Raw genomic sequence first — 23,777 nt, 5'->3', positions numbered from 1 at the left:
CCGGCGAGCGAGTTCGCTCGCCGGGTCCGTCGGGTCGCGATCAGATCGAGAAGGTCTTGCCGTAGGTGACGACGGTGTCGCCGGACGAGCCGACGATCCGCACGAACGGGCGGACGTTGGTCTGGCCGAGCACCCCGGTGACAGTGCCGTGGAAACCCGAAAGGCGCAGTACACCGTCGGTTCCGGCGATCTCACCACCGGCGACCTCGACCTCCTGGATACCGGGGCCGAAGCCGGCGGCGAGTTCGATGCCCGCGCGCGGGATGAGGCCGTCGAGCTTGACGGTGGGGCCGTCGGCGCCGACCTCGAGGCCGAGGCTCGGGGTCGACCACTCGAACTTGATCCTGCCGTCGAGCGTGGCGGGGTAGCCGACCTGATAGCCGAGCGTGATGCGGCCGGACCAGGCCTCTGCTTCGGGACCGGTGACCAGGTAGGAGGCCGCGCCGCTGTGGAACCATTCGCGGGTGAGCGGATTGCCGTCCAGTGGTGCGACGAAGTCGATCCGGGTGTCGGACTGGATCGCCTCGACGGTGCGGTTCTTGCCGTCGAGAACGGTGCTGCTGCTGTCGATTCCGGCAGCGGCGGCGCCTGCTCCCATGGCGAGACCGACAGCGATGGCCGATGCCATCGCCGCGATCCGGAGCGCGCGTGGTGCGAGCACGGTGGTTCCCCTCATCAGAATTCTTCCCCTGGATACTCGCCCGTCGAACGCTGCGTTCGGCGCCGCATTTCCCCTGCGATCCGGGTACCGGCCACCGCGACACTGCGGCGGTCCAGCGGTGACCTGAACTCGATCATGGTGCGGCGCTGGGCATTCCGAGTATCCCACGACCTCCGGTCATGTGCCGATCGACATATGGTCGGCTATCCCACAGTCTTCGCATGTCTCTATCGGTTGCGTGGGCCCGCCGGATCGTCGATCATCCACCGCCCGTCGAGCTCGGGCAGTGCGGCGCTCACCTCGGCGAGCAGGTCCGGCAGCGTCAGCAGCACGACGTCGGGCTCGGCGGCGACCAGTTCGGCGGGGGAGATGATGGGCACATCGGTGCCGGGCATCCGGCAGCCCTGCTTTCCCGGAGAGGCGTCGGCGACACCGGCGAGCAGGCCGCGGTGCGCGCCGGCCATGCTCAGCAGGGCAACCGCGCGGGACGCGGCACCGTAGGCATAGACCCGAAGCCCCTGCGCGGCGCCGGCGTCCAGCCAACCACGCAGGGCGCGGACGTGACGGTCGACCGTCTGCTGCAACTCCGCGGCCGAGCTCAGGGCATCGGCTTCGGCGACGAGAAGGCTGTCGATGGTGGCGTCGGGGGTGTGATCGCCGTGGCGAACGGCCAGGAGCACCGTGCCGCCGTAGAGGTCGAACTCCCACGCGGTGACCGCGCTCATCCCCACCTCCCGCAACAGGGTGCGCAGAGCGGACAGCGAGTAGTACGCGAAGTGCCCGTGCCGCAGCGCGTTCCACTGTCCCTGCGCGACGATGGTGGCCAGTGAGTGGTACTGCACAAGCAGCACTCCGTCGGACGCCGTCGCCGCGGCCCGCGCCGCGAAGGCCGCTCGCTGATCGGGTTCGTGCATGATCCCGAAGCAGTCGAGCACCACATCGGCCGGTTCACCGGCGTTCTCGGTGAAGCCGTGCTCGGCGAGCAGGGGCAGCCAGGTGCCGCCGTGCGGGCTACCGAATTCGGTGACCGTCGATCCGCGCAGGAGCCCGGCGGCGTGCACCAGACGCACGGCCTCGGCGGCCTGGTCGCGCAAGGCCAGCGGCTCGACACCGCGGGGCTCCGCGGTGACGGTGTCGTCGTCGGCCAGCTGGGCCAGCCCGCATACCGAGCACCGGTCCATTCGCAAGGGGTGGCCGGATTCGGTGGCGGTGACCGGAGCGTCACGTGGCGGAAAGTGATCCGCCGCCGGGACCGACCCCAGATCGAGGACGGGAGTGAGCGCGGTCTTCGCGCAGCCGCGGCATCGGCGGGTCATGACAGGATGTCCTCGTGCGTATCGAGCGGACCGAACTGGCCGATGTAGTGGTCCTCGTACCCGAACCGTTCCGGGACGAGCGGGGGTTGTTCACCCGCACCTTCGACGCCGGTGAGTTCGACGCCCACCTCGGGGTACCGGGCGCGGCGGCGGCCTTCGTGCAGGATTCGCAGTCGCGGTCGGTGCGCGGAGTGATCCGTGGCATGCACGGCCGCGGCGGGCGCGGTGAAGCCAAGCTCGTGCGTTGCGCGCACGGCGCGGTACACGACGTCCTCGTCGACATTCGTCCCGGTTCGCCGACTTTCGGTGCGCGCCAGGCTTTTCGACTCGACGACGAACAGTTCCACCACCTCTATGTGCCGCCGGGCTTCCTGCACGGATTCCAGGCGCTCACCGAGATCGCCGACGTCTGCTACCGCATCGACCGTCCGCACGATCCCGCCGAAGACCTGGGGGTCGCCTATGACGACCCCGAACTGGCCATCGAGTGGCCGCTGCCCGTCGGCCCGGTCTCCCCGCGTGACGCGCGGGCCGGGAGCTGGGCCGCGCTGCTGGCTACGCTGACGCCGACGCACTGATCCGGCGCAGCTGTGCGTCGAGCACCCCGGAGTCGCACAGGCCCTGCAGGTGCGGCAGCCGGGTGAACCGGCGGAAGAACGCGTCGGAGGTGAGCCCACGCGCGGTGTACTCGGTGAACAGCTCGGCCGCGCCCGCGGGCACCGTCCACTGCGCCTCGAAGCCGAGAACCTCACGCGCGTAAGAGAAGTCGACCCGATAGGACCGTGGGTCGGCGCCGTTCTCGCCGGTGATCAGCAGCCGGGATCCGGGCACCGCGTCGACCACCGAGGCGGCGATCTCGGCGACGGTGAGGTTGTTGACCTCGGTGCCGATGTTGAACGCCCGGCACGAGATGTCGGCGGCGGGCGCGGTGAGGCAGGTGGCGAACGCGGCGGCGATGTCGGCGGCGTGCACCAGGGGGCGCCACGGGGTGCCGTCGGAGAGCACCTTCACCTCGCCGGTGAGCACCGCGTAGCCGACCAGATTGTTGAGCACGATATCGGCCCGCAACCGCGGCGAGAAGCCGAAAGCTGTCGCGTTGCGCAGGAATACCGGGACGAAGTTGTCGTCGGCCAGGGCGGCCACATCGTCTTCGACGCGGACCTTGCTCTCGGCGTAGGGGGTGATCGGGCGCAGCGGGGCGTCCTCGGTGACGAGGTCGGCACCGGCGGCACCGTACACCGAGCAGGTGGACGCGTAGAGGAACCGGGACACCCCGGCCTCCTTGGCGAGGCGGGCCAGTCGCACCGACGCGTGATGGTTGATGTCGTAGGTGATCTCCGGTGCCAGAGCGCCGAGGGGGTCGTTAGACAACGCCGCGAGGTGGATCACCGCGTCGAAACCGCGCAACTGCTCGACGGTCACCACGCGCAGGTCCACCGCCAAACCGTCGGGGTCACCGGCGAATTCGCCGAGCAGGCAGTCGGCGAAGTAGCCGATGTCCAGGCCGGTGACCTGGTGGCCCGCCGCCCGCAGCACCGGCACCATCACGGTGCCGAGATAGCCCTGGTGCCCGGTGACCAGTACCCGCATGTTCACGTCTGTTCCCATCTGATGATCGCTTTGTCGAGCACGAACGCCTCGGCATACGGTGCGTGGCATTGCACGCCACGCATCCGGGCCAGCCCGAGGAAGGCCTGTTCGTCGAACCAGTCGCGGCCCGTCTGCGACGGATAGTGTTCGTGCAGCAGACGCGACTTCTGCTGCACGAGTGCATGACTGAGCGGGTGGTAGAGGGTGGGAGCCGGAGTGTCGGTCTCCCATTTGAGGATTTCGTAACCCAGGGTCAGGTGGTCACGGAACTCGGTGGGCACCAGTTCGGCGAGCAGGCGGTGGTCCTGGTGGGCGTCGCCACGATGCGGCGCGAACACCACCTCGGGTTCACCGCCACGACGAAACTCCGCCAGCGCGTCCTTGATCCGATCCCAGTGCGCGGGCGCGCGGCCGTCGGGCACATCGAGGACGTGCAATTCCGGCTTGTTGCCCGAGCAGAACGCGGTGAGCGCCGCCCGCTCCTCGTCCTCGCGTGCGGTGCCGCCACCGGAGAGGACAAGGGCCCGCACCTCGACCTCGGGATCGGCGCCGGTGAGCGCGAGAAGCGTTGCCCCCATCCCGATCGCGATGTCGTCGCAGTGTGCGCCGAGCACCGCGATCCGGCGCGGCGGGGTGGTGAACAACCCGATCACGGTCGGTCCCACACCATCCACGGCCGGGTGCCGTTGCGGTAGGCGTCGTCGAGTTCGGCGCGTTCCTTGAAGGTGTCGGCCGGCTTCCAGAAGCCCATGTGCTGATATCCGAAGAGCCTGCCCTGCCCGGCGAGCGCGCCGCACGCGTCGGCCACCAGATCGCCGCCAGGGGGCAGCAGATCGAAGATCTCCTGGCTGAGCACGAAGTATCCGCCGTTCTCCCACAGCGGCATCTGCGCCACCGGCACGATGTCCTTCACCTCACCGGTCGGCGAGATGTCCACGCAGTGGAACGAGGACTGCGGCGGCACCACCATCATCGACGCGGCCGCACCCGAGGCGTGGAAGCGCTCGATCATGGTGTCCAGCGGTGCGTCGGTGAGGACGTCGGCGTAGTTGGCCAGGAAGTACTCGTCGCCGTCGAGGTGCTCGCGCACGCGGCGCAGTCGCTCCCCGATCGCGGATTCGACGCCGGTGTCGACGAAGGTGATCGACCAGTCGCTGATGTCGCTGCCCAGCAGCTCCACTTCACCGTTGCGGATCACGAAGTCGTTGGACGCCGACTCCTGGTAGGTGAGGAAGAAGTTCTTGATGTGCTCGGCGCCGTAGCCGAGACACAGCACGAATTCCTTGTGGCCGTAGTGCGCGTAATAGCGCATCACGTGCCACAGCAGGGGGCGCGGACCGACCAGCTGCATCGGCTTGGGGACGACGTCGTCGGATCCGCCGCGCATGCGCATGCCGTATCCGCCGCAGAACAGTACGACCTTCATCGGTTCGTTCACCTTCATTCGGAGAGTGCGCCGGCCGCGACCGGTTCGCCTGCTGTGGCGGCGCGATGCAGCACCGGCAGCGGGTAGATCAGCTCGCCGCCCCACTCGCCGACGTGGCCGAGTTGGGCGGTGATCTCGGTTTCGAGATTCCACGGCAGGACCAGCACCACATCGGGCTTGTCCGCGTCGATGCGTTCGGTCGGATGGATCGGAATCCGGGTGCCGGGGGTGTAGCGGCCGTGCTTGTAGGGGTTGCGGTCCACGGTGTATTCGAGCAGGTCGGGCCGGATGCCGCAGTAGTTGAGCAGCGTATTGCCCTTGCCCGGCGCGCCGTAACCGACCACCCGCTTGCCCGCCGCGCGGCAGTCGAGCAGAAAACGCAGCAGCTCCTGGCGGACCGATTCGGCACGGGCGCCGAGCGCGGCGTAGCCGGCGGGCTCGTGCAGGCCCGCCGCACGCTCGAGGTCGAGGACCTCGGCGACACGGGCGGTGGGTTCGGCGACGGCGTCGGGGCGTGCCCACAGCCGGATCGAGCCACCGTGGGTGTCCAGCAGTTCCACATCGACGACGGTCAGGTCGGCGATCGCCAGCGCGCGCTGCGCCGAATGGACGGTGTAGTACTGGAAGTGCTCGTGATAGATGGTGTCGAACTGGCCGAGCTGGACCAGGTTCAGCGCGTGGTGCACTTCGATGCTGCACCAGCCGTCGTCGCTGAGCAGGGTGCGCAGTGCGTGGGTGAACCCGCGCAGGTCGGGCACGTGGGCGTAGACGTTGTTGGCGACCACCAGGTCGGCCGGTCCGTGCTCGGCGCGGATCCGTGCGGCCGAATCCTGTTCCAGGAACGCCGTTTCCGTCGGCACGCCGACCTCGCGTGCCGCGAGCCCGACGTTGACCGAGGGCTCGATGCCGAGACAGCGGATGCCACGCGCGACCGCGTGCCGCAGCAGGTAGCCGTCGTTGCTCGCCACCTCGACGACGAACGAATCGCCGCCGAGGCCGAGTCGTTCGGCGGTGGTGGCGACGAACTGCTCGGCGTGGCGGACCCAGCTGTCGGAGAACGAGGAGAAGTACGCGTACTCGGTGAAGGTGTCCTCGGGGGTGATCAGCGCCGGGATCTGCAGCAGCAGGCAGTCCTCGCACAACCGCAGGTGCAGCGGGTACGTCGATTCGGGCAGGTCGAGTTCGGCGGCGGACAGGAAGCTCTCGCACGGTGGGGTGGCGCCCAGGTCGAGCACGCTCGTGAGCCGTTCGGAGTCACAGAGTCGACATTGCACGTGGAGCCCCCACCTTCATACCTGTTCACCCGAGCTGTCGCGGCTCATGCCGGTCATGCCGGAAGTCGGACCAGTGGGCACAGACGTTACAGCGGCGGCGGGCAGAAGGGGTGCCCCGAAACGTTCGGGCAGAAACAGATTCATGGTAATTTTCCGAGTTATACCAGGTCGATCCGGCACCGGCTAACTGTCGGCGAGGGCGACCATTCCTCCTCTGTATGTGATGGCAATCACTTGCGAAATCGATTGTCCTGCATTCATATCGAAAGGCAATAGCGGCTCGGTGATAGCTGTCCGATTGCGCTGTGAAGTGGCTAACTACTGGAATCCCTTGTGGCGGTGAGTCTTCGGAAAGAACCCCTGCTGGCGGTCTGTAACAATCAGCAGGCGGGTATCGAATCGACGGGAAGTAGGACGGCCGCAACGGCCGCATTCCGATCGACGGGGATCGGGAAACGATTCGTCGCCCGAAGGGGAGGTGTGGGTTCATGAGCTACGAGCTCACCGGTAGTGGCGACGTCGACGTTGTCAACGGGGTCCAGATGTTGCGCCGTACGCAGCGCGAGAGTTGGCAGACCGCGTTTGTCCAACGCTTGGCGGTGACCGATGTGATCGCGGTGTTCGGGGCGGTCGCGGCGGCGCAGGTCATCCGGTTCGGCGGGCCCGCCGCGCCGCCACTGGCCTGGCCGCTGCCCTACGAGGTCGGTTACTCGGTGGTGTCGCTGGCCTTGGCCGCCGGATGGCTGGCGCTGCTGCACGGCTACGGCAGCCGCACCCCACAGGTGGTCGGCACCGGGACCGAGGAGTTCCGCAGGCTGGTGTCGGCGACCTTGCGGCTGTTCGGTGTGCTCGCGATCCTCGCGCTGCTTTTCCGGGTGGAGGTCGCGCGGGGCTATCTCGCCATCGCCTTGCCCGCAGGGCTGTTCGCGCTGGTCGCCGGGCGGTTGGCGTGGCGGTGGCGGTTGCGGCGGTGGCGCGCGCAGGGGCGGTGCCATATCGCGGTGCTGGTCGTGGGTTCGCCGGAGGCCGCGCACGCGATGGCGGCCGCCTTCACCGGCGATCCCGGCTCCGGCTATCGCGTGGTCGGTGTCTGCGTGCCTGCGGGATCGGTGGGCGCACAGTTCGATACCTCCGACGGGCCGTCGGTGCTCGGCGACGATCGCTCGGTGCTGGAGGCGGTGCGCCGCAGTGGCGCCGATTCGGTGGCAGTGGCCGCGACCGATCATCTCGGACCCGCCGAGTTGCGGCGAATGGCATGGGCATTGGATCCCCTCGGCGTCGATCTGATCGTCGCGCCCGGCGTCGCCGATATCGCAGGGGCGCGGCTGACCAACCGCCTCGTCGCGGGGATGCCGATGCTGCACATCGACCCGCCGCGCTACGGACGAGCGAAGTCGAGCCGTAAAGCGCTGTTCGATGCGTGTTTCGCCGCGACCGTGCTGGTGCTCATCGCGCCGATGCTGGCCGCCATCGCGATCGCGGTGAAGATGACGAGTGCGGGGCCGGTGTTCTACCTGTCGGAGCGGATCGGGCGCGACGGTATTCCGTTCCGGATGATCAAGTTCCGCAGCATGCTCGTCGACGCCGACAACGCGGTGGAGGCGCTCATCGAGCGCCACGGTGGAAATCCGTTGTTCTTCAAGGTCAAAGACGATCCGCGGGTGACCGCGGTCGGCCGGTTCCTGCGCAAGTACAGCCTCGACGAGCTGCCCCAGTTCTTCAACGTGCTGCGCGGCGACATGAGTGTCGTCGGGCCACGGCCGCAGGTGCAACGCGAGGTCGACAGCTACGACGGGGAGATGCGACGGCGGCTGCTGGTGAAGCCGGGCGTCACCGGGTTGTGGCAGGTCAGCGGACGGTCGGATCTGTCGCCGGAGGATTCGGTGCGCCTTGACCTGTCCTATGTCGAGAACTGGTCGATGGTGCTGGATCTGGCGTTGATCGCGCGCACCATCGGGGCGGTCACCCGCGGTGACGGCGCGTACTGAAACCGGGGTGGCGAGTCGACTCACCACCCCGGCTCGGCTACGCGGAGCGCGCGCTCCCGGTCAGCGCAGGTCGCGCCGGCGGAAGGCGATGAGCCCCACCAGGATTCCCGCCGCCGCGAGGGCGACCAGGTAGGCGATCGGCACGATGTCGAACGCCGCACCCGGCAGCTTCGGCGGGTGGACGAAGGGAACCAGATCGAGGATCCACTGCGGGAAGCTACCCAGCGAGCCCAGCAGGAAGATCACGATCATCGCGCTCAGCACGCCCCAGGCGAGTGCCGCGTACTTGGGCAGTGCGCCGAACAACAGCACCGCGATGGCGGTGATCACCCAGACCGCGGGCAGTTGCACCGTGACCGCGCCCAAGGATTCGCCGACCTTGCCGGGGAGATCGCCGTCCGTGGCACCCCACACGATGCCGATCGCCAGGCCCGCGGTCAGCAGTGCCACGGCGGGACCGCCGATCGCGAACAGCAGGTGGCTCGACGCATACCGCATCCGGCCCACCGCGGCGGCCAGGACCGTCTCCGTGCGCCCCGAGTTCTCCTCCTCGTGCAACCGCAGCACAGCCGACACGGAGTAGGCGGCGGCCGCGGCGGCCAACATGGTGACGGCGTAGGCGATGAACGACTTTTCCAGATCGGCCGACCCGCCCATCGAGGTGACCACGTCCTGCAGGGTGCCGCTGTCGTCGAGCATGCCGCCGATGCTGTTCACCGCACCGCCGATGAGGAGCCCGTACAGGGCGAAACCGGTCGTCCAGGCGAGCAGCGAACCTCGCTGCAGTCGCCAGGCCAGACCCACCGGACCCGACAGCGCGGTGCCCGCGACGGCCGGTCCGGGGCGCTCGGCCAGGAGGCCTGCGCCGATATCGCGGGTCCGCAGCAACCGATAGGCGAGCAGGGTCGCGCCGGTGGCCAGGGCGGCCAGCGGCACGAGCACCCACCAGCGTTCGTCGGCGAACGGGCGGATCTGCAGGCACCACCCCAGCGGCGAAAACCAGGACAGCACACCGTTTCCCGCGTCGCCGACCGCACGCACCGCGAACGCCGCGCCCAACGTGCCCAACGCGATGCCACGGGCCAGCCGCGCGCCGGTGCTGACCTGCGCGGCGACCGCGGCCACCGCACCCCAGACGACACCGGACGCGGCGAGCGCGGCGCCGAAGGCGACCGACCCTGCGACAGGCAGATCAGTGGCCATCAGTGAAGCGGCACAGGCGATTCCGGCGACCACCGAAGCGCCGTAGGTGAGCAGCAGCGCTCCGGTGAGGCCGGCGAAGCGGCCGATGCTGGTGGCGCCGACCAGTTCCGCGCGCCCGGTCTCCTCCTCGACCCTGGTGTGGCGGATGACCGTGAGCACCGCGGCGATCGCGATCATCGCGTACATCGCCCCGGCCTTCCAGGTGCCGATGGAGCCGAGTGCCGAGCTGAAAACCGGTCCGTACATGGCGATCAGCGCGGGGCTGGCCGCCGTGGTCGCCGCGAAGTGGTCGAGTTGTTCTCCGGTGGTGTAGATGTCCTTGATCGACACGATCTGCAGCGCGGGCATCAGCCCGATCAGCAGCGACCACAGCGGCGCGACCACCCGGTCGCGGCGTAGGTACAGGCGCAGCATCTGACCGGTGCCGGCGAATTCGCCTGCGGTGCGGGCAGTTCCGGCGAAACGAGGGAGAGCGGCTGTCGCAGTCATGCCCGCACCTTCTCCGCGGTCTCGGCGTCCTCGACGTGGTAGTGGCGAAGGAACAGATCCTCGAGTGTGGGTGGCGCGCTGGTCAGGCTGCGGACCCCCGCGTCGCCGAGTACCCGGATCAGGGCGCCGAGGTGGTCGGCGTCGACCTGGCAGCGCAGGGTCGAACCGTCTCGTTCGACGTCGCCGACACCGGGCATCGTGCTCAGATCGCCGGGATCGCCGATCAGGTCGGCGGTGATGGCGGTGCGGCTCAGATGGCGCAGGTCGTTGAGTGATCCGGATTCGACGGTGTGGCCGGCACGGATGATGGTGACCCGGTCGCACAGGTGCTCGACCTCGGACAGGATGTGGCTCGACAGCAGCACCGTGGCTCCGCGGGCGGCGGCATCGCGCACGCAGTCCTGGAAGACCTGCTCCATCAGCGGGTCGAGGCCCGAGGTCGGTTCGTCGAGGATCAGCAGGTCGGCGTTCGCCGAAAAGGCCGACACCAGCGCGACTTTCTGCCGGTTGCCCTTGGAATAGGTGCGCGCCTTCTTGGTGGGGTCGAGTTCGAAGCGGTCGATCAGCTCGCCGCGTCGTGACTCGTCCAACCCGCCGCGCATCCGGGCGAGCAGGTCGATCGTCTCGCCGCCCGACAGCGACGGCCACAGCGTGACATCGCCGGGGACATAGGCGATCCGGCGATGCAGTGCGACCGCGTCGGTCCACGGGTCTCGGCTGAAGACCGTGGCTCGGCCACCGCTCGCGCGCAGAACGCCGAGCAGGATGCGGATGGTGGTGGATTTGCCTGCGCCGTTGGGACCGAGGAAACCGTGGATTTCGCCGGTACTCACCTGCAGATCAAGGCCGTCGAGCGCGGTGAAGCGGCCGAACGACTTTCGCAGGTCCGCGACATCGATGACCCGGTCGGTGGTGGGGGAGGGCATCGTCTACTCCTCGAAAAGGGTGTCGAGCATGGTGGAATCGGTGAGTAATCCTTGGGTGTAGAGCTCGAGCGCCGGGAAGGTGATCTCGTCGGACAGCTCACGAATCGCCTTGCGGTAATCGAGTTTTCCTTCGCGCTGTAGGCGCATCTGGAGGTAGAGGTTCATCGCGCCGACATGGCAGAGCACGATGTAGCGAGCGCGGGCCGCGTGGTCGCGACTCGGCTTGGCCTTGCCCTCGTCGACGGCGGTCTGCATGTACTGCTCCGCGTCGGTGATCATGTGCTCGAGCAATGACTCCGACAGCGGGCCGCCTGCCTGGAAGCTGCGCAGTATGTAGGCCACCAGGGGTGCGTACATCTCGATCTCGGCCATCGCGTCCAAGATCCCCGCGGGGCCGGGCGCGTGGATCGCGCGCAGCTTCTCGTCGCGGATGATCTCGAGCACACGATCGTCGCAGACCGCGCGCAGTCCGTCCTTGGACCCGAAGTGATGGTTCACCAGCCCGGGCGAGACCCCGGCTGCGGCGGCGATGGCCCGGACGCCGACGCCGAATCCCTGCTCACCGAACAATTCGATCGCGGAATCGCGAATCCTGGCGGCGGTGGTGAGATCGGCTGAACGCATGTTCAATATGTTAAACGCGTGTTCAATCCGTTGGCAAGACTTTCGCCCGATCCGAGTTTCGGGCCTGGGTGACCCATCGTGTGCGGGCTACTGTCGAAGCCATGGCTACCGGCACATCGACGACGGCAGAACATCTGCGCGCAGCGCTGGACGGACCGTGGCGCACGGTCAGGGAGCAGGCGCGCACCCAGCTCGCCGGTGAGGAATTCACCGACGATCCCGAACTCGACATCCACGAGGCGAGAGCGCGCGTGCTCGACCAGATGCGGGTCATCGCGACCATGGGCTACCCCGAGCGCGGTTTCCGGCCCGAGAACGGCGGCACCGGCGATCCCGGCGGCGCGGTCATCGGGTTGGAGATGCTGGCCTACACCGACTTGTCGCTGTGGGTGAAATCCGGCGTGCAGTGGGGACTGTTCGGCGGCGCGGTGGAGAACCTGGGCACCGAACGTCACCGTGACTTCATCAAGCGCCTGATCTCGCTCGATCTGCTCGGCTGTTTCGCGATGACCGAGTCGGGCCACGGCAGCGATGTCGCCGATCTGGAGACCACGGCCACCTATGACCCGGCCACCCAGGAATTCGTCATCAACACCCCGACCCCGTCGGCGCGCAAGGACTACATCGGTGGCGCCGCGATACACGCGCGGATGGCCGCGGTGTTCGCCCAGCTGATCGTCGGCGGCGAGAGCAAAGGGGTGCACTGTCTGCTGGTGCCGATCCGTGACGACCTCGGCGCGGACCTGCCCGGCGTGACCACCTACGACGACGGTCTCAAGGGTGGCCTGCCCGGCGTCGACAACGGCCGGATCGTCTTCGACCAGGTGCGGATCCCCCGCGAGAACCTGCTCAATCGCTACGCCGATGTGTCCCCGGACGGCACCTACAGCTCGGAGATCGAGAACCCGAGCCGCCGCTTCTTCACCACCCTCGGCACGCTGGTGCGTGGCCGGGTCAGCGTCGGCGGCGCGGCCGCCGCGGGCGCGCGGGTGGCACTGAGTATCGCCGTCCGCTACGCGCTGGCGCGCCGCCAGTTCGCCGACCCCGATACCGGTGAAGAGACCCTGTTGATGGACTACCGCAGCCATCAGCGCAGGCTGCTGCCACTGGTCGCGAAGTCGTTCGCGCTGGCCTTCGCCCAGAACGATCTCGTTCGCCGGATGGATGAGATCCAGCGCGGGGAAAACACCGAACCGAGCTCACAGCGGGCGCTGGAGAAGCGTGCCGCCGGTCTGAAGGTGGCCCAGACCCGCCACGCCACGCGGGCGATTCAGGAATGCCGCGAAGCCTGTGGTGGCGCGGGCTACCTCACCGAGAACCGCCTGGTGACGCTGAAGGCCGACACCGATGTGTTCACCACCTTCGAGGGCGACAATGTCGTCTTGACCCAGCTCGTGGCGAAGGAACTGCTCACCGCCTACTCCGACGAGGTCCGCGACCTCGACGCGCTCGGCTGGGTGCGCTTCGCCGCGACCATGGCCGGTGACGTGGTGCGCAAACGCTCGGGGGTGCGGCAGCTGATCCAGACCCTGCGCGACCGCAACGACGAGTCCGTCGACGAAGGCGACCTGTCCAAACGCGACGTCCAGCTACAGCTGTTCGCCGACCGCGAGGACTACCTGCTGCGCACCGCCGCGCACCGGCTGCGCGCCCGTGCCGCCGACACCGGCCCGTTCGAGGCGTTCAACAATGCCCAGGACCACATCCTGGCCGCCGGCGCCGCGCACATCGACCGGCTCGTGCTCGAGGAGTTCGTCGACGGCATCGCCACCATCGAGGACCCGGACGCCAAGGCGCTGGCCGAAACCGTCTGCGACCTCTTCGTTTACGCCTCGCTGGAAGAGAACCTGGCCTGGTACATCATGCACCGGTTCATGTCGGTGGAGCGCGCCAAGGCGGTGCGGCGCGGAGTGAACGAACTCGTCGACCGTTTGCGCCCGGACGCGCTGACCCTGGTGGAGGCGATGGGCGTGCCCGAGACGATGCTGCGCGCTGAAATGCTGCACGACGCCAGCGTTTTCGATCGCCGCTAGGCGCCGCGCCGGGCGCGGAGGGCATCGGAGAGCCAGCACAGGCCGATCGCCATCGATGCTGCCGCCGCCGCCCCACCGAGGATATCGGTGGGGCGGTGGTAGCCCAACTCCGCCATCGCGGGAGTGATCGCGATCAGGGCGAGCACGGTGAGCGTCGCGACCGCGATCCGTGTCCGGCGGTCGGTCACCAGGCACGCGAAAGTTGTCGCGACAGCGACCATGTGGACGGTGTGCCCGCTGGGGTAGGCGAGATGGTCGTCCAGCCGGCGATCCCACAGTGGTTTCAGCAACCAGGTGTTGACCGCCAACGCGACCTCGGGAACCACCAGCATGGTCACGGCCTGCCACCACTGCCGGCGGAGTGCGAAAAAGGCACACGCGGCCAGGAGCAGCGCCACGACCACCGGTGCGTTACTCGGCGCGACGAGTACCTGCGCGAGGCCGGGGGAGACGGTGTTCTCCGACGACACCGAATCGAGCTCGGTCGGGCCGCCGTCCGCGGGGAACGTCAACGGAATCGCGGCGGTCAGCGCGGCACCGGCCCCGATCGCTGTCGCCCGGACAGCGGAGGCGCTAGACACGGTCGATCACGAACGCGACGATAGCCGCCGTCCGGCCCCGCTCAGGCAGGACCGTAGGTGAGTACCGCCGTGACCAGGAACCACAGCACCCACACGATGGCCACGATCATGCCGAGAGCGAGGGTGATCCGCAGGAAAGCCCGGCCGAAATCGAGATCACCGCCGACCCGCGGATACAGCTTCCACGGGCTGTACCACGGCGCGACCATGCCCCGGGACTGCGCCTGGCGTTCGAGCTCTGCCTGTTGCTCGGCATAGGACTCCGCGGCCGCCTGGGTCGGCCCGCCGTGCCACAGCGTCACATCGATCGGGCCGAGGAAACCCTCGTTGAGCAGATCCTGTGGTGCGGGCAGGAACGGCAGGATGCCGAGGCCACGGAACGCGATGGCGACGTCGTTGGCCGTCCAGAGGTTGTGTTCCTTCTCGGCCAGCAACTCGAAGTACATCTCGAGCCGGTGCGGGTCGTCGGTGACGATCACATCGAAGCTCGGGTCGCTCCAGCCCTGGTGCACGTCGATCTGGGCGCCGGGCATCGGCACGATCAGGCCGAGACCGTGCACCGCCCGCTGGCCGAGCCCGCGCGCGGCGAGATAGTCCTGCAGGGCGAAGGTGTGATCACGCGAACGTTCCAGCGGCGTCGACTTCTCCGCGCCCGCGAACTGGGCGAGTTCGCCGGAGACCATCCACGGACCGTTGAGCGGGATCTCCAGCACGCCGTCCTGCGGGGCGGTGAACGTCTCCGCCTCGATGATCACGCAACTGGTCGGGGTCCAGACCACCGCGTCGAACTGATGCAGCCGGTCCTGGTGGAACAGGCTGCAGTTGATGGTGGCGACGCCGTGCGGGCTCGACGGGTCCTTCCATGTGCGCAACCAGTCGATCAGCGCCGCCTCGGCATCGCTGCCTGCCGCATTCTGCACGCGCACGAGCATGGAGACCGCCCTTCGTTGTGCCGAGAACCGTTGGCGTACATCGTAGCTCGATCAATCTTGTTCGGCGGCGATCGTGCCCGCGTCCACGGCCGCGACGAGGTCGGCGTGATCGGCCTCGGTGCGGTCGGCGTAGCGCACCGCGTAGCGCGCCACCGAGTCCTCGAACCGGTCGTCGTCGTCATCGTCGGTTTCCAGATACCCCGCCAGCGCGCGCGGGTCGAGGGAGCGAGCGTGCGCACGGGCCAGCAGCGCGCCCGCGAGCCTGCCGTAGTCGTCGAGATCGTCGGCGGACAGGGCCGCCGGGTCGATACTGCCCTTGAGATTGCGGAACTGACGCACGATGAAGGGCAGCGACTCGTCGAGTTCGATGGTCGTCCAACCGAGCAGGATGTCGGTCTCGGACTGCACGGTCCGCGCGCCGACCACGATCCGTTCACCCTCGTGCCGGGGGTCGGTGGGCGGCAGGAACGGGGCGAGGGCCGACGGGCGCGCCTGCTTGACCTGCAACACCACCGCCTCGCCGTCGTTGCCGTGCAACAGCGCCACATAGCTGTGCAAGCCGACGCTGCCGGTACCGACGATGCGGAACGCGACATCGGAGACCGCGAACCTGGCCAGGAGGTTGCGCCGGGACTCCCGGATGGTGCCCGCGTAGCGTTCCAAGCCGTCGATCACGGCTTCCGACACCGGCGTGTCGACCGCGGTCAGCACGGGCGGATCGCTGACGAAACGGTGCTTGCGGATGTCGGTCTCGTGGTCGTCGAGGTGCTCGGTCCACTTCGCCACCACCTTGGCGCTGGTGTTCTTGCGCGCCTTCTTCGCGGCCTTCTTGAAGTCGTCGAGCAGGTCTTCGGCTTTGGCGCTGGTGAGGATCGACTCGTCGGGCAACGCGGTCCAGGACTGCATGAACGGCATGTCGGCCAATTCGCCGGCGGTGCGGCGGTAGGAGCGGGCGGCATCGTGTGCCGCGCGCAGGCAGTCGTCCTCGTCGACGCCGCTCTCTCGTCCGGCCAGCACGAGGCTGGCCGCCAGACGTTCCAGATCCCACTCCCACGGGCCCATGACCGTCTCGTCGAAATCATTGATATCCATCACGATCTCGCCACGCTGGGTGCCGTAGAGGCCGAAGTTGGCGGCGTGGGCGTCACCACAGATCTGGGCGGCCAGACCACTGTCCGGTCCGGCGGCGAGGTCGGCCGCCATCAGGCCCGCGGCGCCGCGAAAGAAGGTGAACGGCGAGGCGATCATCCGCCCGATCCGCAGCGGGACCAGCCGTTCGATCCGGCCACGGTTGCTGATATCGATGAATTCGCGCACCGTCGGCCGATCGGGGCTCGCCGCGGCGCGGTCACGCTCGGTGACAGGCACCCGCCGCCGGGCAGCCCGGCCACGTTCGCGGGCGTCCTCGGCGGAGACGTAGGAACGCAGATCAATACCACTGTCGGACACGACTGCCGAGGTTAGCCGGTTGCCGCGCGCCGGGCAGCGCGGCGCTCGGGACACAGCGGAGTTGACGGCGTTTCGGCGTGGCCGGATGGCGCCGGACGGGGTCGGTGCGGTAAGCAGGGGCGTGGCAACCGAATCAGGAACGCCGGGCACGCACGACACCGAATCCGGTGGCGTGTTCAGCGACCGCATCCTGACCGTGCCCAACGCGCTGAGCGTGGTGCGGTTGATCGGCATCCCCGTCTTCCTCTGGCTCCTGCTGGTCCGCCACGCCGACGGCTGGGCGTTCGCCTTGCTGATCGCCAGCGGGTTCACCGATTTCCTCGACGGCAAACTCGCCCGATTGCTCGATCAGTCCTCACGTCTGGGAGCGCTGCTCGACCCGCTCGTCGACCGGCTGTACCTGGTGACGACCCTGGTCGCCTTCGTCGTGCGCGGCCTGCTGCCGTGGTGGCTGGCGGTGATCTTGATCGCACGCGATCTGGTGCTCACCGCGACACTTTCGGTGTACAAGCGGCGCGAACTACCCGCTCCGGAAGTGATCTACCTGGGAAAAGCGGCCACCTTCGCGCTGATGTCGGCGCTGCCGTGGATATTGACCGGGGAGATGGACTGGGCAGGGGCGAGTTTCGGGTGGGCCTTCGGCTGGGCACTGCTGATCTGGGGTACGGCGCTCTACGTCTGGACCGGGCTGCTCTACGCGGGGCTCGCGGTCGCGGTCGCGCGATCGATACCGCCTGTGCCGCACCGTGGGAGCTAGTCGATACTGTTGCGTGCAACGTCGACGATGAAAGGACGTCCAGTGACCCGGACCCCTGAGGAACTGCGCTACACCGAAGAGCACGAATGGGTGCGGCGGACCAGCCCCACGGCGGTCCGTGTCGGCATCACCGACTACGCCCAGTCACAGCTGGGTGACGTCGTGTTCGTCCAGCTGCCCGACGTCGACAAAGACGTGACCGTCGGCGACAGCATCGCCGAGGTCGAGTCGACCAAGAGCGTGTCCGACATCTACGCTCCGCTCACCGGCAAAGTCGTTGCGGTGAACGAGGATCTGGTCCAGACGCCGGAGACGCTCAACGAAGATCCCTACAACGAGGGATGGCTGTTCGAGCTCGCGTTCGACGACGAGGCAACCCTCGATTCCGCCCTCGGTGAACTGCTGGATGCAGCGGGTTACCAAGGAGTTATCGGGGGCTGACTCAGCCTTCACAGTTCTCCCTGCACGGGCACGCCCCGGCAGGGTACGGTCAAAGCCAAGCGGATACGTCGGGGAATCGACGCCGGGATCTTTTCCTGGCGATGTGATCGCGCCGGTCGTGTCGCCGAATACAGCACCTGCTTGCATGGATAATCAGGTTCGAGGAGGAGAGAAACGGTGAGCGAGAACAGGGACCCGGGTTACGGGGAAACCGCGGCCGAGACGACGTCGGTCTTCCGCGCGGACTTCCTCAACGAGGTCGACGCGTCGCGCTCCGCAGAGCCGACCGGCGAACAGCCGGTTCAGGGCGTCGAGGGCCTGCCGGCCGGTGCGGCCCTCCTGGTGGTCAAGCGTGGCCCGAACGCGGGCTCGCGTTTCCTGCTGGATCAGCCGACCACTTCGGCCGGCCGCCATCCCGACAGTGACATTTTTCTGGATGACGTCACCGTCAGCCGTCGGCATGCCGAGTTCCGTCAGGACGACGACTCGTTCCAGGTCGTCGATGTGGGCAGCCTCAACGGCACCTACGTCAACCGGGAGCCGGTGGACTCCTCGGAGCTGCAGAACGGCGACGAGGTCCAGATCGGCAAGTTCCGGCTGGTCTTCCTGACCGGCCCGCGCACGCAGGCGAACGAGTCGGCGTCGGGCGCGGGGTCGCGATGACCCCAACGGTACTGGTGCCCGCGACGGGCACAGTGCTGTGACAGGGGCGGCGCAGTGGGCGCGCGGAGGGATGTCGATCGGCTCCGTACTCGACCTGCTGCGACCAGATTTTCCTGATATCACCATCTCCAAGATCCGGTTCCTCGAATCCGAGGGCCTGATCCGGCCGGAACGGACACCGTCGGGATACCGGCGGTTCTCGGTGGCCGACTACGAACGGCTGCGTTTTGTACTGACCGCGCAACGCGATCAGTACCTGCCGTTGAAGGTGATCAAGGAGCAGTTGGAAGCGATCGACAGTGGTGCGGCGACGTTGGGCGTGCGTGAAGCGCGCGCCCGCGCGCACTCCCACCACGGCTCCGCGGAGGCCGGGCACGGTGTGTCCGGCTCCGCGGATGCCGACGCGACGAGCCCGGCCGTGCCGCGCCGCCTCGGCATCGTGACGGGCGCGATCACGCCCGAGGAATTGCGTGTCGACGTCGGCGTGCGGCTCACCAGGTCCGACCTGCTCGCCAAGGCCGACATCGACGACCGTTTCCTCGACGATCTGCTGCGCGCGGGACTCATCGTCCCCGGTGCGGGCGGATTCTTCGAGTCCGATGCGGTCACGCTCGCGCACGCGGCGAAGGCGATGGCCGAATTCGGCCTGGAGGCACGTCATCTGCGCGCCTTCAAACTCGCCGCCGATCGCGAGGCCGCGCTGATCGCGCAGATCGCCGCGCCCATCGCGAAGAGTCGCGATGCCGATGCGCGCGCTCGCGCCGAGGAGACCGTCCGCGAACTCGCGGCGCTGTCGCTGAACCTGCACGCGGCATTGGTCAAAGCCGCGGTGCGCACAGCCCTCGGCGGCTGACACACCCGGCCTGGTGATCAGGTATCGCCCCGGCTACACACCGATTTCGGCGCGAACGTCTTTCTTGCACGCCCCAGAATTCGCCTAGACTCGTTGATACGGCGAGCTGTGCAGCTGTCGTGCCGGCCGGCGGCCGAGTATGGGAGGCAGGACTTACTCATGAGCGAGATGCGTGTCATCGGCATCCGTGTCGAGCAGCCACAGAACCAGCCCGTGCTGCTGCTGCGGGAGGCTTCGGGGGAGCGGTATCTGCCGATCTGGATCGGGCAGGCCGAGGCCACCGCGATCGTGCTCGAGCAGGAGGGGGTCACACCGATCCGTCCGCTCACTCACGATCTGATCAAGATTCTGATCACCGAGCTGGGACACACACTCAAGGAAGTGCGGATCGTGGATCTGCAGGAAGGCACCTTCTACGCCGATCTGGTCTTCGACGGCGACCTGCGGGTCTCGGCGCGACCGTCGGACTCGGTGGCGATCGCCTTGCGCGTCGGGTGCCCGATCTACGCCGAAGAACCGGTGCTCGCCGAGGCGGGCTTGGTGATGCCCGACGAACGCGAGGACGAGGTGGAGAAGTTCAAGGAGTTCCTGGAGTCGGTCTCGCCCGACGACTTCAAGGCGACCGACAGCTGATCACGATCTTCTAAACCTGAAGTAGAGGTCCAGGGAATCGCGGCGTTTGGTGCTTGGTGTGACAACACCGCAGGTCCGACAATGACAGGAGTAACCTCGAAAGTCGGGCAACATCCGTCGTGACTCCGACCCGAGAACGTCGGCAGAAGGAGCGATCAGTGGAAGAACAAACGCAGGATGTCGTACAGCCTGGCTTGTTCCCGGACGACTCGGTTCCGGATGATCTGGTCGGCTACCGGGTGCCGAGCGCGTGTCAGGTCGCCGGTATCACCTACCGTCAGCTCGACTACTGGGCCCGGACCGGGCTGGTCGTGCCGTCGATCCGTGGCGCGGCGGGGTCGGGCAGCCAGCGGCTGTACTCGTTCAAGGACATCCTTGTCCTCAAGATCGTGAAGCGGCTGCTGGACGCGGGCATCTCTTTACAGAACATCCGGATCGCCGTCGATCACCTGCGTAGTCGTGGCGTGGGCGATCTGGCCGGGATCACCCTGTTCTCCGACGGAACCTCGGTGTACGAGTGCACCTCGCCCGAGGAAGTCGTCGATTTACTGCAGGGCGGCCAGGGCGTCTTCGGCATCGCAGTCGGTGGCGCGATGCGTGAGCTGACCGGTGCGATCGCGGATTTCCCCGCCGAGCGGGCCACCGCGATCACCGACCGTCCCGAAGACGAGCTCTCCTTCCGCCGCAAGGTCAGAGAGAACCGAAAGACCGGTTAGTGATGAGCACTACACCCCCGGCGTGCCCCTGGTGGCGCGACCGGGGGTTTGCTGCATCTAGAATCGGTGGTGCGTCGCCGCCGTGCGGGAGAGTCCTCGGTTCGTGAGAATCGGGGCGCCGAAGGAGCAGCACCTCCCCGTCAATCTCTCAGGCAACAGGGACCGCACGGTGATTCGACGCCTCTGGAAAGCGGTGGCATCCGGCTGCCCGCCCACGGGGAAAGGGGCACGGTTTTCCCGTTTCGGGAGCCGGGTTTCCGAATCTCTCAGGCGCACAGACAGAGGGGGAGGGCTGGTACCCGTCGACCATGAGGTCGACCCGCCCGACCTGGAGCTGCCGTGACCCGTTCGTTCGCCGACCGCCACATCGGACCCGATTCCGACGAACTCGCCCGGATCCTCGCGACCATCGGCGTCGAGTCCATCGACGCACTCGCGACCACGGCGTTGCCCGCCACGATCCTCGACGAATCCGGCCTCGGCGCGCTGCCCGCGCCCGCCTCCGAGCACGAGGTGCTCGAGGAACTGGCCGCGCTGGCGCAGGCGAACACCGTCGCCACCTCGATGATCGGCCTCGGCTACTACGACACCCTCACCCCGCCGGTGCTGGTGCGCAACCTGCTCGAGAACCCCGCCTGGTACACCGCCTACACCCCGTACCAGCCCGAGATCAGCCAGGGCAGGCTCGAGGCGCTGCTGAACTTCCAGACGATGGTGTCGGATCTGACCGGTATGGACGTCGCCAACGCCTCCATGCTCGACGAGGCCACCGCCGCGGCCGAGGCGATGACGCTGCTGCGCCGCGCGGGTAAGTCCAAGTCGAACCGGCTGCTGATCGACACCGATCTGTTCCCGCAGACCAAGACCATCATCGGCACCAGGGCCGAGCCGCTCGGCATCGAGATCATCGAGGCCGACCTGTCGACCGGTGGGCTGCCCGAGGGCGAGTTCTTCGGCGTGATCGTGCAGACCCCGGGCGCCTCGGGCCACATCGTCGACTGGACCTCACTGTTCGCCGCCGCCCACGAGCGTGGCGCACTCGTCGCCGCCGGCGCTGATCTGCTCGCGATGACGCTGAGCACCCCGCCCGGTGAGCAGGGCGCTGATGTCTGCTTCGGTACCACCCAGCGCTTCGGCGTGCCGATGGGCTTCGGTGGCCCGCACGCCGGTTACCTGGCTGTGCGCACCGCCTTCGCCCGCCAGCTGCCCGGTCGCCTGGTCGGCGTGTCCGTCGACGCCGACGGCGCGCCCGCGTACCGCCTGGCGCTGCAGACCCGTGAGCAGCACATCCGTCGCGAGAAGGCCACCTCGAACATCTGTACCGCCCAGGTGCTGCTGGCCATCGTCGCCGCGATGTACGCGAGCTACCACGGTGCCAACGGCCTGCGCGCCATCGCGCGCCGGGTGCACGAGCACGCCGCCGCCGTCGCGACCGGCCTCGGCGGAGCCGTTGTGCACAGTGCCTTCTTCGACACCGTGCTCGCCCACGTGCCCGGCGGCGCGGAAGCCGTTGTCGCCAAGGCGAAGTCGAAGGGCATCAATCTGCGCCTGGTCGACGCCGACCACGTCGCCATCGCCTGCGACGAGGCCACCACCGACGCGCATGTCGCCGCCGTCGTCGAATCCTTCGGCACCGCACTGACTCCCGATGCGGGCGCGGGCTCCGAGCCCGCCGCGATCGAGACGCGCACCTCGGACTACCTGACCCACCCGGCGTTCACCCGCCACCACACCGAGACCGCCATGCTGCGTTACCTGCGCGCGCTCTCGGACAAGGACATCGCGCTGGACCGCAGCATGATTCCGCTCGGTTCGTGCACGATGAAGCTCAACGCGACCGCGGAGATGGAGCCCATCACCTGGCCCGGCTTCGCCCGCCTGCACCCCTTCGCGCCCACCGAGGACACCCCGGGCATCCGCAAGCTGATCGCCGACCTCGAGCAGTGGCTGGCCGAGATCACCGGCTATGACGCGGTGAGCCTGCAGCCCAACGCCGGTAGCCAGGGCGAGTACGCGGGCCTGCTCGCGATCCGCCGCTACCACCTCGATCGCGGCGACGACCACCGCGACACCTGCCTCATCCCGTCCAGTGCGCACGGCACCAACGCCGCCTCCGCGGCCATGGTCGGCATGCGCGTCGAGGTTGTGAAGTGCCGCGCGAACGGTGACGTCGACCTCGACGACCTGCGCGCCAAGATCGCCGACCACGCCGACCGGCTGGCCTGCATCATGATCACCTACCCGTCCACCCACGGCGTCTACGAGCACGAGGTCGCCGAGTTGTGCGCGCTCGTGCACGATGCGGGCGGCCAGGTGTACGTCGACGGCGCGAACCTCAATGCCCTTGTCGGCCTTGCCCGTCCCGGCCGGTTCGGCGGCGATGTGAGCCACCTGAACCTGCACAAGACCTTCTGCATCCCGCACGGTGGCGGCGGTCCCGGCGTCGGCCCGGTCGCGGTGGGCGCGCACCTGGCGCAGTACCTGCCCGGTGACCCGCTCGAAGCCGGTTCGCACGCGGTGTCGGCGGCGAACTACGGCTCCGCCTCGATCCTGCCGATCACCTGGGCCTACATCCGGATGATGGGCGCCGAGGGCCTGCGCGCGGCGACGCTGACCGCGATCGCGTCGGCCAACTACATCGCCCGACGCCTCGACGCCTTCTTCCCGGTGCTCTACACCGGCGAGAACGGCATGGTCGCCCATGAGTGCATCCTGGATCTGCGCGAGATCACCAAGCAGACCGGCGTCACCGTCGACGATGTGGCCAAGCGACTTGCCGACTACGGTTTCCACGCGCCGACCATGAGCTTCCCGGTCGCGGGCACCCTGATGGTGGAACCCACCGAGAGCGAGAACCTCGAGGAGATCGACGAGTTCATCGCCGCCATGATCGCCATCCGTGGCGAGATCGACCAGGTCGCGGCCGGTGTGTGGCCGGTGACCGACAACCCGCTGCGCGGTGCGCCGCACACCGCGGCCAGCTTGGTGGCCGAGTGGGACCATCCCTACAGCCGGGAGACCGCGGTGTACCCGCGCGGTATCGGCCATGCTCGCCCGAAGGTCTGGCCGTCCGTGCGGCGCATCGACGGTGCGTTCGGTGACCGCAATCTGGTGTGCTCGTGCCCGCCGCTGGATGCCTACGAAGACTGAGCAGTAGTCCTGACAACGGGCCCCGCCGATTTTGTCGGCGGGGCCCGTTTTGTTGTCGGTGCGGCCAGGTGA

The 23,777-nt window shown here is 68.0% G+C and carries 22 protein-coding genes and 1 riboswitch; of the genes, 10 read left to right on the top strand and 12 right to left on the bottom strand.

Annotated features, from left to right (window positions below; all coding sequences use genetic code 11):
* Positions 1–40: 40 nt before the first annotated feature.
* On the bottom strand, positions 41–676 hold the full coding sequence (locus ACFVJ5_RS09375; protein WP_379219386.1) for an MspA family porin: 636 nt from the start codon (positions 674–676) through the stop codon (positions 41–43).
* Between the two features lie 212 nt (positions 677–888).
* Complete coding sequence (locus ACFVJ5_RS09370) at positions 889–1,977, bottom strand: class I SAM-dependent methyltransferase (protein ID WP_379219384.1); 1,089 nt, start codon at positions 1,975–1,977, stop codon at positions 889–891.
* 14 nt (positions 1,978–1,991) lie between these two features.
* Here ACFVJ5_RS09370 and ACFVJ5_RS09365 point away from each other — a divergent pair, with 14 nt between their 5' ends.
* Entirely contained in the window at positions 1,992–2,555 is a 564-nt protein-coding gene (locus tag ACFVJ5_RS09365; protein ID WP_379219383.1) for a dTDP-4-dehydrorhamnose 3,5-epimerase family protein, read from the top strand.
* Here the strand turns inward: ACFVJ5_RS09365 and ACFVJ5_RS09360 are convergent.
* Genes ACFVJ5_RS09360 through ACFVJ5_RS09345 form a run of 4 tightly spaced genes read right to left on the bottom strand, consistent with a single transcriptional unit; the run spans position 2,533 to position 6,267 of the window.
* Complete coding sequence (locus tag ACFVJ5_RS09360; protein WP_379219805.1) at positions 2,533–3,567, bottom strand: NAD-dependent epimerase/dehydratase family protein; 1,035 nt, start codon at positions 3,565–3,567, stop codon at positions 2,533–2,535. The genes ACFVJ5_RS09365 and ACFVJ5_RS09360 overlap by 23 nt on opposite strands.
* Positions 3,568–3,569: 2 nt before the next feature.
* The gene (locus tag ACFVJ5_RS09355) at positions 3,570–4,232 is read right to left on the bottom strand and encodes a PIG-L deacetylase family protein (RefSeq protein WP_379219381.1); all 663 of its coding nucleotides are present in this window, start codon (positions 4,230–4,232) and stop codon (positions 3,570–3,572) included.
* Positions 4,217–4,993: a hypothetical protein gene (locus ACFVJ5_RS09350; protein WP_056817729.1), complete on the bottom strand. Its 777-nt coding sequence runs from the start codon at positions 4,991–4,993 to the stop codon at positions 4,217–4,219. The genes ACFVJ5_RS09355 and ACFVJ5_RS09350 overlap by 16 nt, the downstream gene beginning before the upstream one ends.
* Positions 4,994–5,007: 14 nt before the next feature.
* Complete coding sequence (locus ACFVJ5_RS09345) at positions 5,008–6,267, bottom strand: methyltransferase domain-containing protein (RefSeq protein WP_379219379.1); 1,260 nt, start codon at positions 6,265–6,267, stop codon at positions 5,008–5,010.
* Positions 6,268–6,755: 488 nt separating this feature from the next.
* Between ACFVJ5_RS09345 and ACFVJ5_RS09340 the strand changes: the two genes are divergently transcribed.
* Positions 6,756–8,255: a sugar transferase gene (locus tag ACFVJ5_RS09340; RefSeq protein WP_379219377.1), complete on the top strand. Its 1,500-nt coding sequence runs from the start codon at positions 6,756–6,758 to the stop codon at positions 8,253–8,255.
* A 60-nt stretch (positions 8,256–8,315) separates the two neighbouring features.
* Here the strand turns inward: ACFVJ5_RS09340 and ACFVJ5_RS09335 are convergent, their stop codons facing one another.
* Genes ACFVJ5_RS09335 through ACFVJ5_RS09325 form a run of 3 tightly spaced genes read right to left on the bottom strand, consistent with a single transcriptional unit; the run spans position 8,316 to position 11,497 of the window.
* Positions 8,316–9,947, bottom strand: coding sequence for an ABC transporter permease (locus tag ACFVJ5_RS09335; RefSeq protein ID WP_379219375.1), 1,632 nt, complete (start codon positions 9,945–9,947; stop codon positions 8,316–8,318).
* Entirely contained in the window at positions 9,944–10,873 is a 930-nt protein-coding gene (locus ACFVJ5_RS09330) for an ATP-binding cassette domain-containing protein (protein WP_379219373.1), read from the bottom strand. The genes ACFVJ5_RS09335 and ACFVJ5_RS09330 overlap by 4 nt, the downstream gene beginning before the upstream one ends.
* Before the next feature lie 3 nt (positions 10,874–10,876).
* The gene (locus ACFVJ5_RS09325) at positions 10,877–11,497 is read right to left on the bottom strand and encodes a TetR family transcriptional regulator (protein ID WP_379219372.1); all 621 of its coding nucleotides are present in this window, start codon (positions 11,495–11,497) and stop codon (positions 10,877–10,879) included.
* A gap of 101 nt (positions 11,498–11,598) precedes the next feature.
* Between ACFVJ5_RS09325 and ACFVJ5_RS09320 the strand changes: the two genes are divergently transcribed.
* Positions 11,599–13,530 (top strand): acyl-CoA dehydrogenase, encoded by a 1,932-nt coding sequence (locus tag ACFVJ5_RS09320; protein ID WP_379219370.1) that lies wholly within the window; start codon positions 11,599–11,601, stop codon positions 13,528–13,530.
* On the opposite strand, the gene ACFVJ5_RS09315 is transcribed toward ACFVJ5_RS09320, so the two are convergent.
* From ACFVJ5_RS09315 to ACFVJ5_RS09305, 3 genes are all read right to left on the bottom strand, one after another.
* On the bottom strand, positions 13,527–14,111 hold the full coding sequence (locus ACFVJ5_RS09315; protein ID WP_379219369.1) for a phosphatase PAP2 family protein: 585 nt from the start codon (positions 14,109–14,111) through the stop codon (positions 13,527–13,529). The two genes, ACFVJ5_RS09320 and ACFVJ5_RS09315, sit on opposite strands and share 4 nt — an antisense overlap.
* Positions 14,112–14,152: 41 nt before the next feature.
* Positions 14,153–15,031 (bottom strand): nuclease-related domain-containing protein, encoded by an 879-nt coding sequence (locus ACFVJ5_RS09310; RefSeq protein ID WP_379219368.1) that lies wholly within the window; start codon positions 15,029–15,031, stop codon positions 14,153–14,155.
* Between the two features lie 63 nt (positions 15,032–15,094).
* Positions 15,095–16,492 carry a DUF2252 domain-containing protein gene (locus ACFVJ5_RS09305; RefSeq protein WP_379219367.1) on the bottom strand — a complete coding sequence of 466 codons (1,398 nt, stop codon included), beginning with the start codon at positions 16,490–16,492 and terminating at the stop codon, positions 15,095–15,097.
* Positions 16,493–16,613: 121 nt separating this feature from the next.
* On the opposite strand from ACFVJ5_RS09305, the gene ACFVJ5_RS09300 reads away from it, so the two are divergent.
* The 7 genes from ACFVJ5_RS09300 (at position 16,614) to gcvP (ending at position 23,705) form a co-directional block, all read left to right on the top strand.
* On the top strand, positions 16,614–17,249 hold the full coding sequence (locus ACFVJ5_RS09300) for a CDP-alcohol phosphatidyltransferase family protein (RefSeq protein ID WP_101462721.1): 636 nt from the start codon (positions 16,614–16,616) through the stop codon (positions 17,247–17,249).
* Between the two features lie 42 nt (positions 17,250–17,291).
* On the top strand, positions 17,292–17,690 hold the full coding sequence (gene gcvH / locus ACFVJ5_RS09295; RefSeq protein WP_379219366.1) for a glycine cleavage system protein GcvH: 399 nt from the start codon (positions 17,292–17,294) through the stop codon (positions 17,688–17,690).
* 177 nt (positions 17,691–17,867) lie between these two features.
* Positions 17,868–18,353 (top strand): FHA domain-containing protein, encoded by a 486-nt coding sequence (locus tag ACFVJ5_RS09290; RefSeq protein WP_101462719.1) that lies wholly within the window; start codon positions 17,868–17,870, stop codon positions 18,351–18,353.
* Between the two features lie 70 nt (positions 18,354–18,423).
* Positions 18,424–19,206 (top strand): MerR family transcriptional regulator, encoded by a 783-nt coding sequence (locus tag ACFVJ5_RS09285; RefSeq protein WP_379219365.1) that lies wholly within the window; start codon positions 18,424–18,426, stop codon positions 19,204–19,206.
* Between the two features lie 159 nt (positions 19,207–19,365).
* Positions 19,366–19,839 carry a bifunctional nuclease family protein gene (locus ACFVJ5_RS09280; RefSeq protein WP_067446263.1) on the top strand — a complete coding sequence of 158 codons (474 nt, stop codon included), beginning with the start codon at positions 19,366–19,368 and terminating at the stop codon, positions 19,837–19,839.
* A 158-nt stretch (positions 19,840–19,997) separates the two neighbouring features.
* Positions 19,998–20,555, top strand: a complete 558-nt coding sequence (locus ACFVJ5_RS09275; protein ID WP_131816826.1) for a MerR family transcriptional regulator — start codon at positions 19,998–20,000, stop codon at positions 20,553–20,555.
* 75 nt (positions 20,556–20,630) lie between these two features.
* Positions 20,631–20,730, top strand: a riboswitch (glycine riboswitch).
* A gap of 164 nt (positions 20,731–20,894) precedes the next feature.
* Positions 20,895–23,705 carry an aminomethyl-transferring glycine dehydrogenase gene (gcvP, locus tag ACFVJ5_RS09270; RefSeq protein WP_379219364.1) on the top strand — a complete coding sequence of 937 codons (2,811 nt, stop codon included), beginning with the start codon at positions 20,895–20,897 and terminating at the stop codon, positions 23,703–23,705.
* Positions 23,706–23,777 lie beyond the last annotated feature (72 nt).

Origin of the sequence: Nocardia sp. NPDC127606, assembly GCF_042671725.1 — a bacterium.
Lineage (GTDB): Bacteria > Actinomycetota > Actinomycetes > Mycobacteriales > Mycobacteriaceae > Nocardia.
Note: the sequence above shows the minus strand (reverse complement) of the source record. Positions and strands in the feature narration are given on the sequence as shown.

Coding starts and splice junctions, on each gene's coding strand:
- ACFVJ5_RS09375 (WP_379219386.1), bottom strand. CDS start 676: ATGAGGGGAACCACCGTGCTCGCACCACGCGCGCTCCGGATCGCGGCG.
- ACFVJ5_RS09370 (WP_379219384.1), bottom strand. CDS start 1,977: ATGACCCGCCGATGCCGCGGCTGCGCGAAGACCGCGCTCACTCCCGTC.
- ACFVJ5_RS09360 (WP_379219805.1), bottom strand. CDS start 3,567: ATGCGGGTACTGGTCACCGGGCACCAGGGCTATCTCGGCACCGTGATG.
- ACFVJ5_RS09350 (WP_056817729.1), bottom strand. CDS start 4,993: ATGAAGGTCGTACTGTTCTGCGGCGGATACGGCATGCGCATGCGCGGC.
- ACFVJ5_RS09340 (WP_379219377.1), top strand. CDS start 6,756: ATGAGCTACGAGCTCACCGGTAGTGGCGACGTCGACGTTGTCAACGGG.
- ACFVJ5_RS09335 (WP_379219375.1), bottom strand. CDS start 9,947: ATGACTGCGACAGCCGCTCTCCCTCGTTTCGCCGGAACTGCCCGCACC.
- ACFVJ5_RS09330 (WP_379219373.1), bottom strand. CDS start 10,873: ATGCCCTCCCCCACCACCGACCGGGTCATCGATGTCGCGGACCTGCGA.
- ACFVJ5_RS09325 (WP_379219372.1), bottom strand. CDS start 11,497: ATGCGTTCAGCCGATCTCACCACCGCCGCCAGGATTCGCGATTCCGCG.
- ACFVJ5_RS09320 (WP_379219370.1), top strand. CDS start 11,599: ATGGCTACCGGCACATCGACGACGGCAGAACATCTGCGCGCAGCGCTG.
- ACFVJ5_RS09285 (WP_379219365.1), top strand. CDS start 18,424: ATGTCGATCGGCTCCGTACTCGACCTGCTGCGACCAGATTTTCCTGAT.
- ACFVJ5_RS09280 (WP_067446263.1), top strand. CDS start 19,366: ATGAGCGAGATGCGTGTCATCGGCATCCGTGTCGAGCAGCCACAGAAC.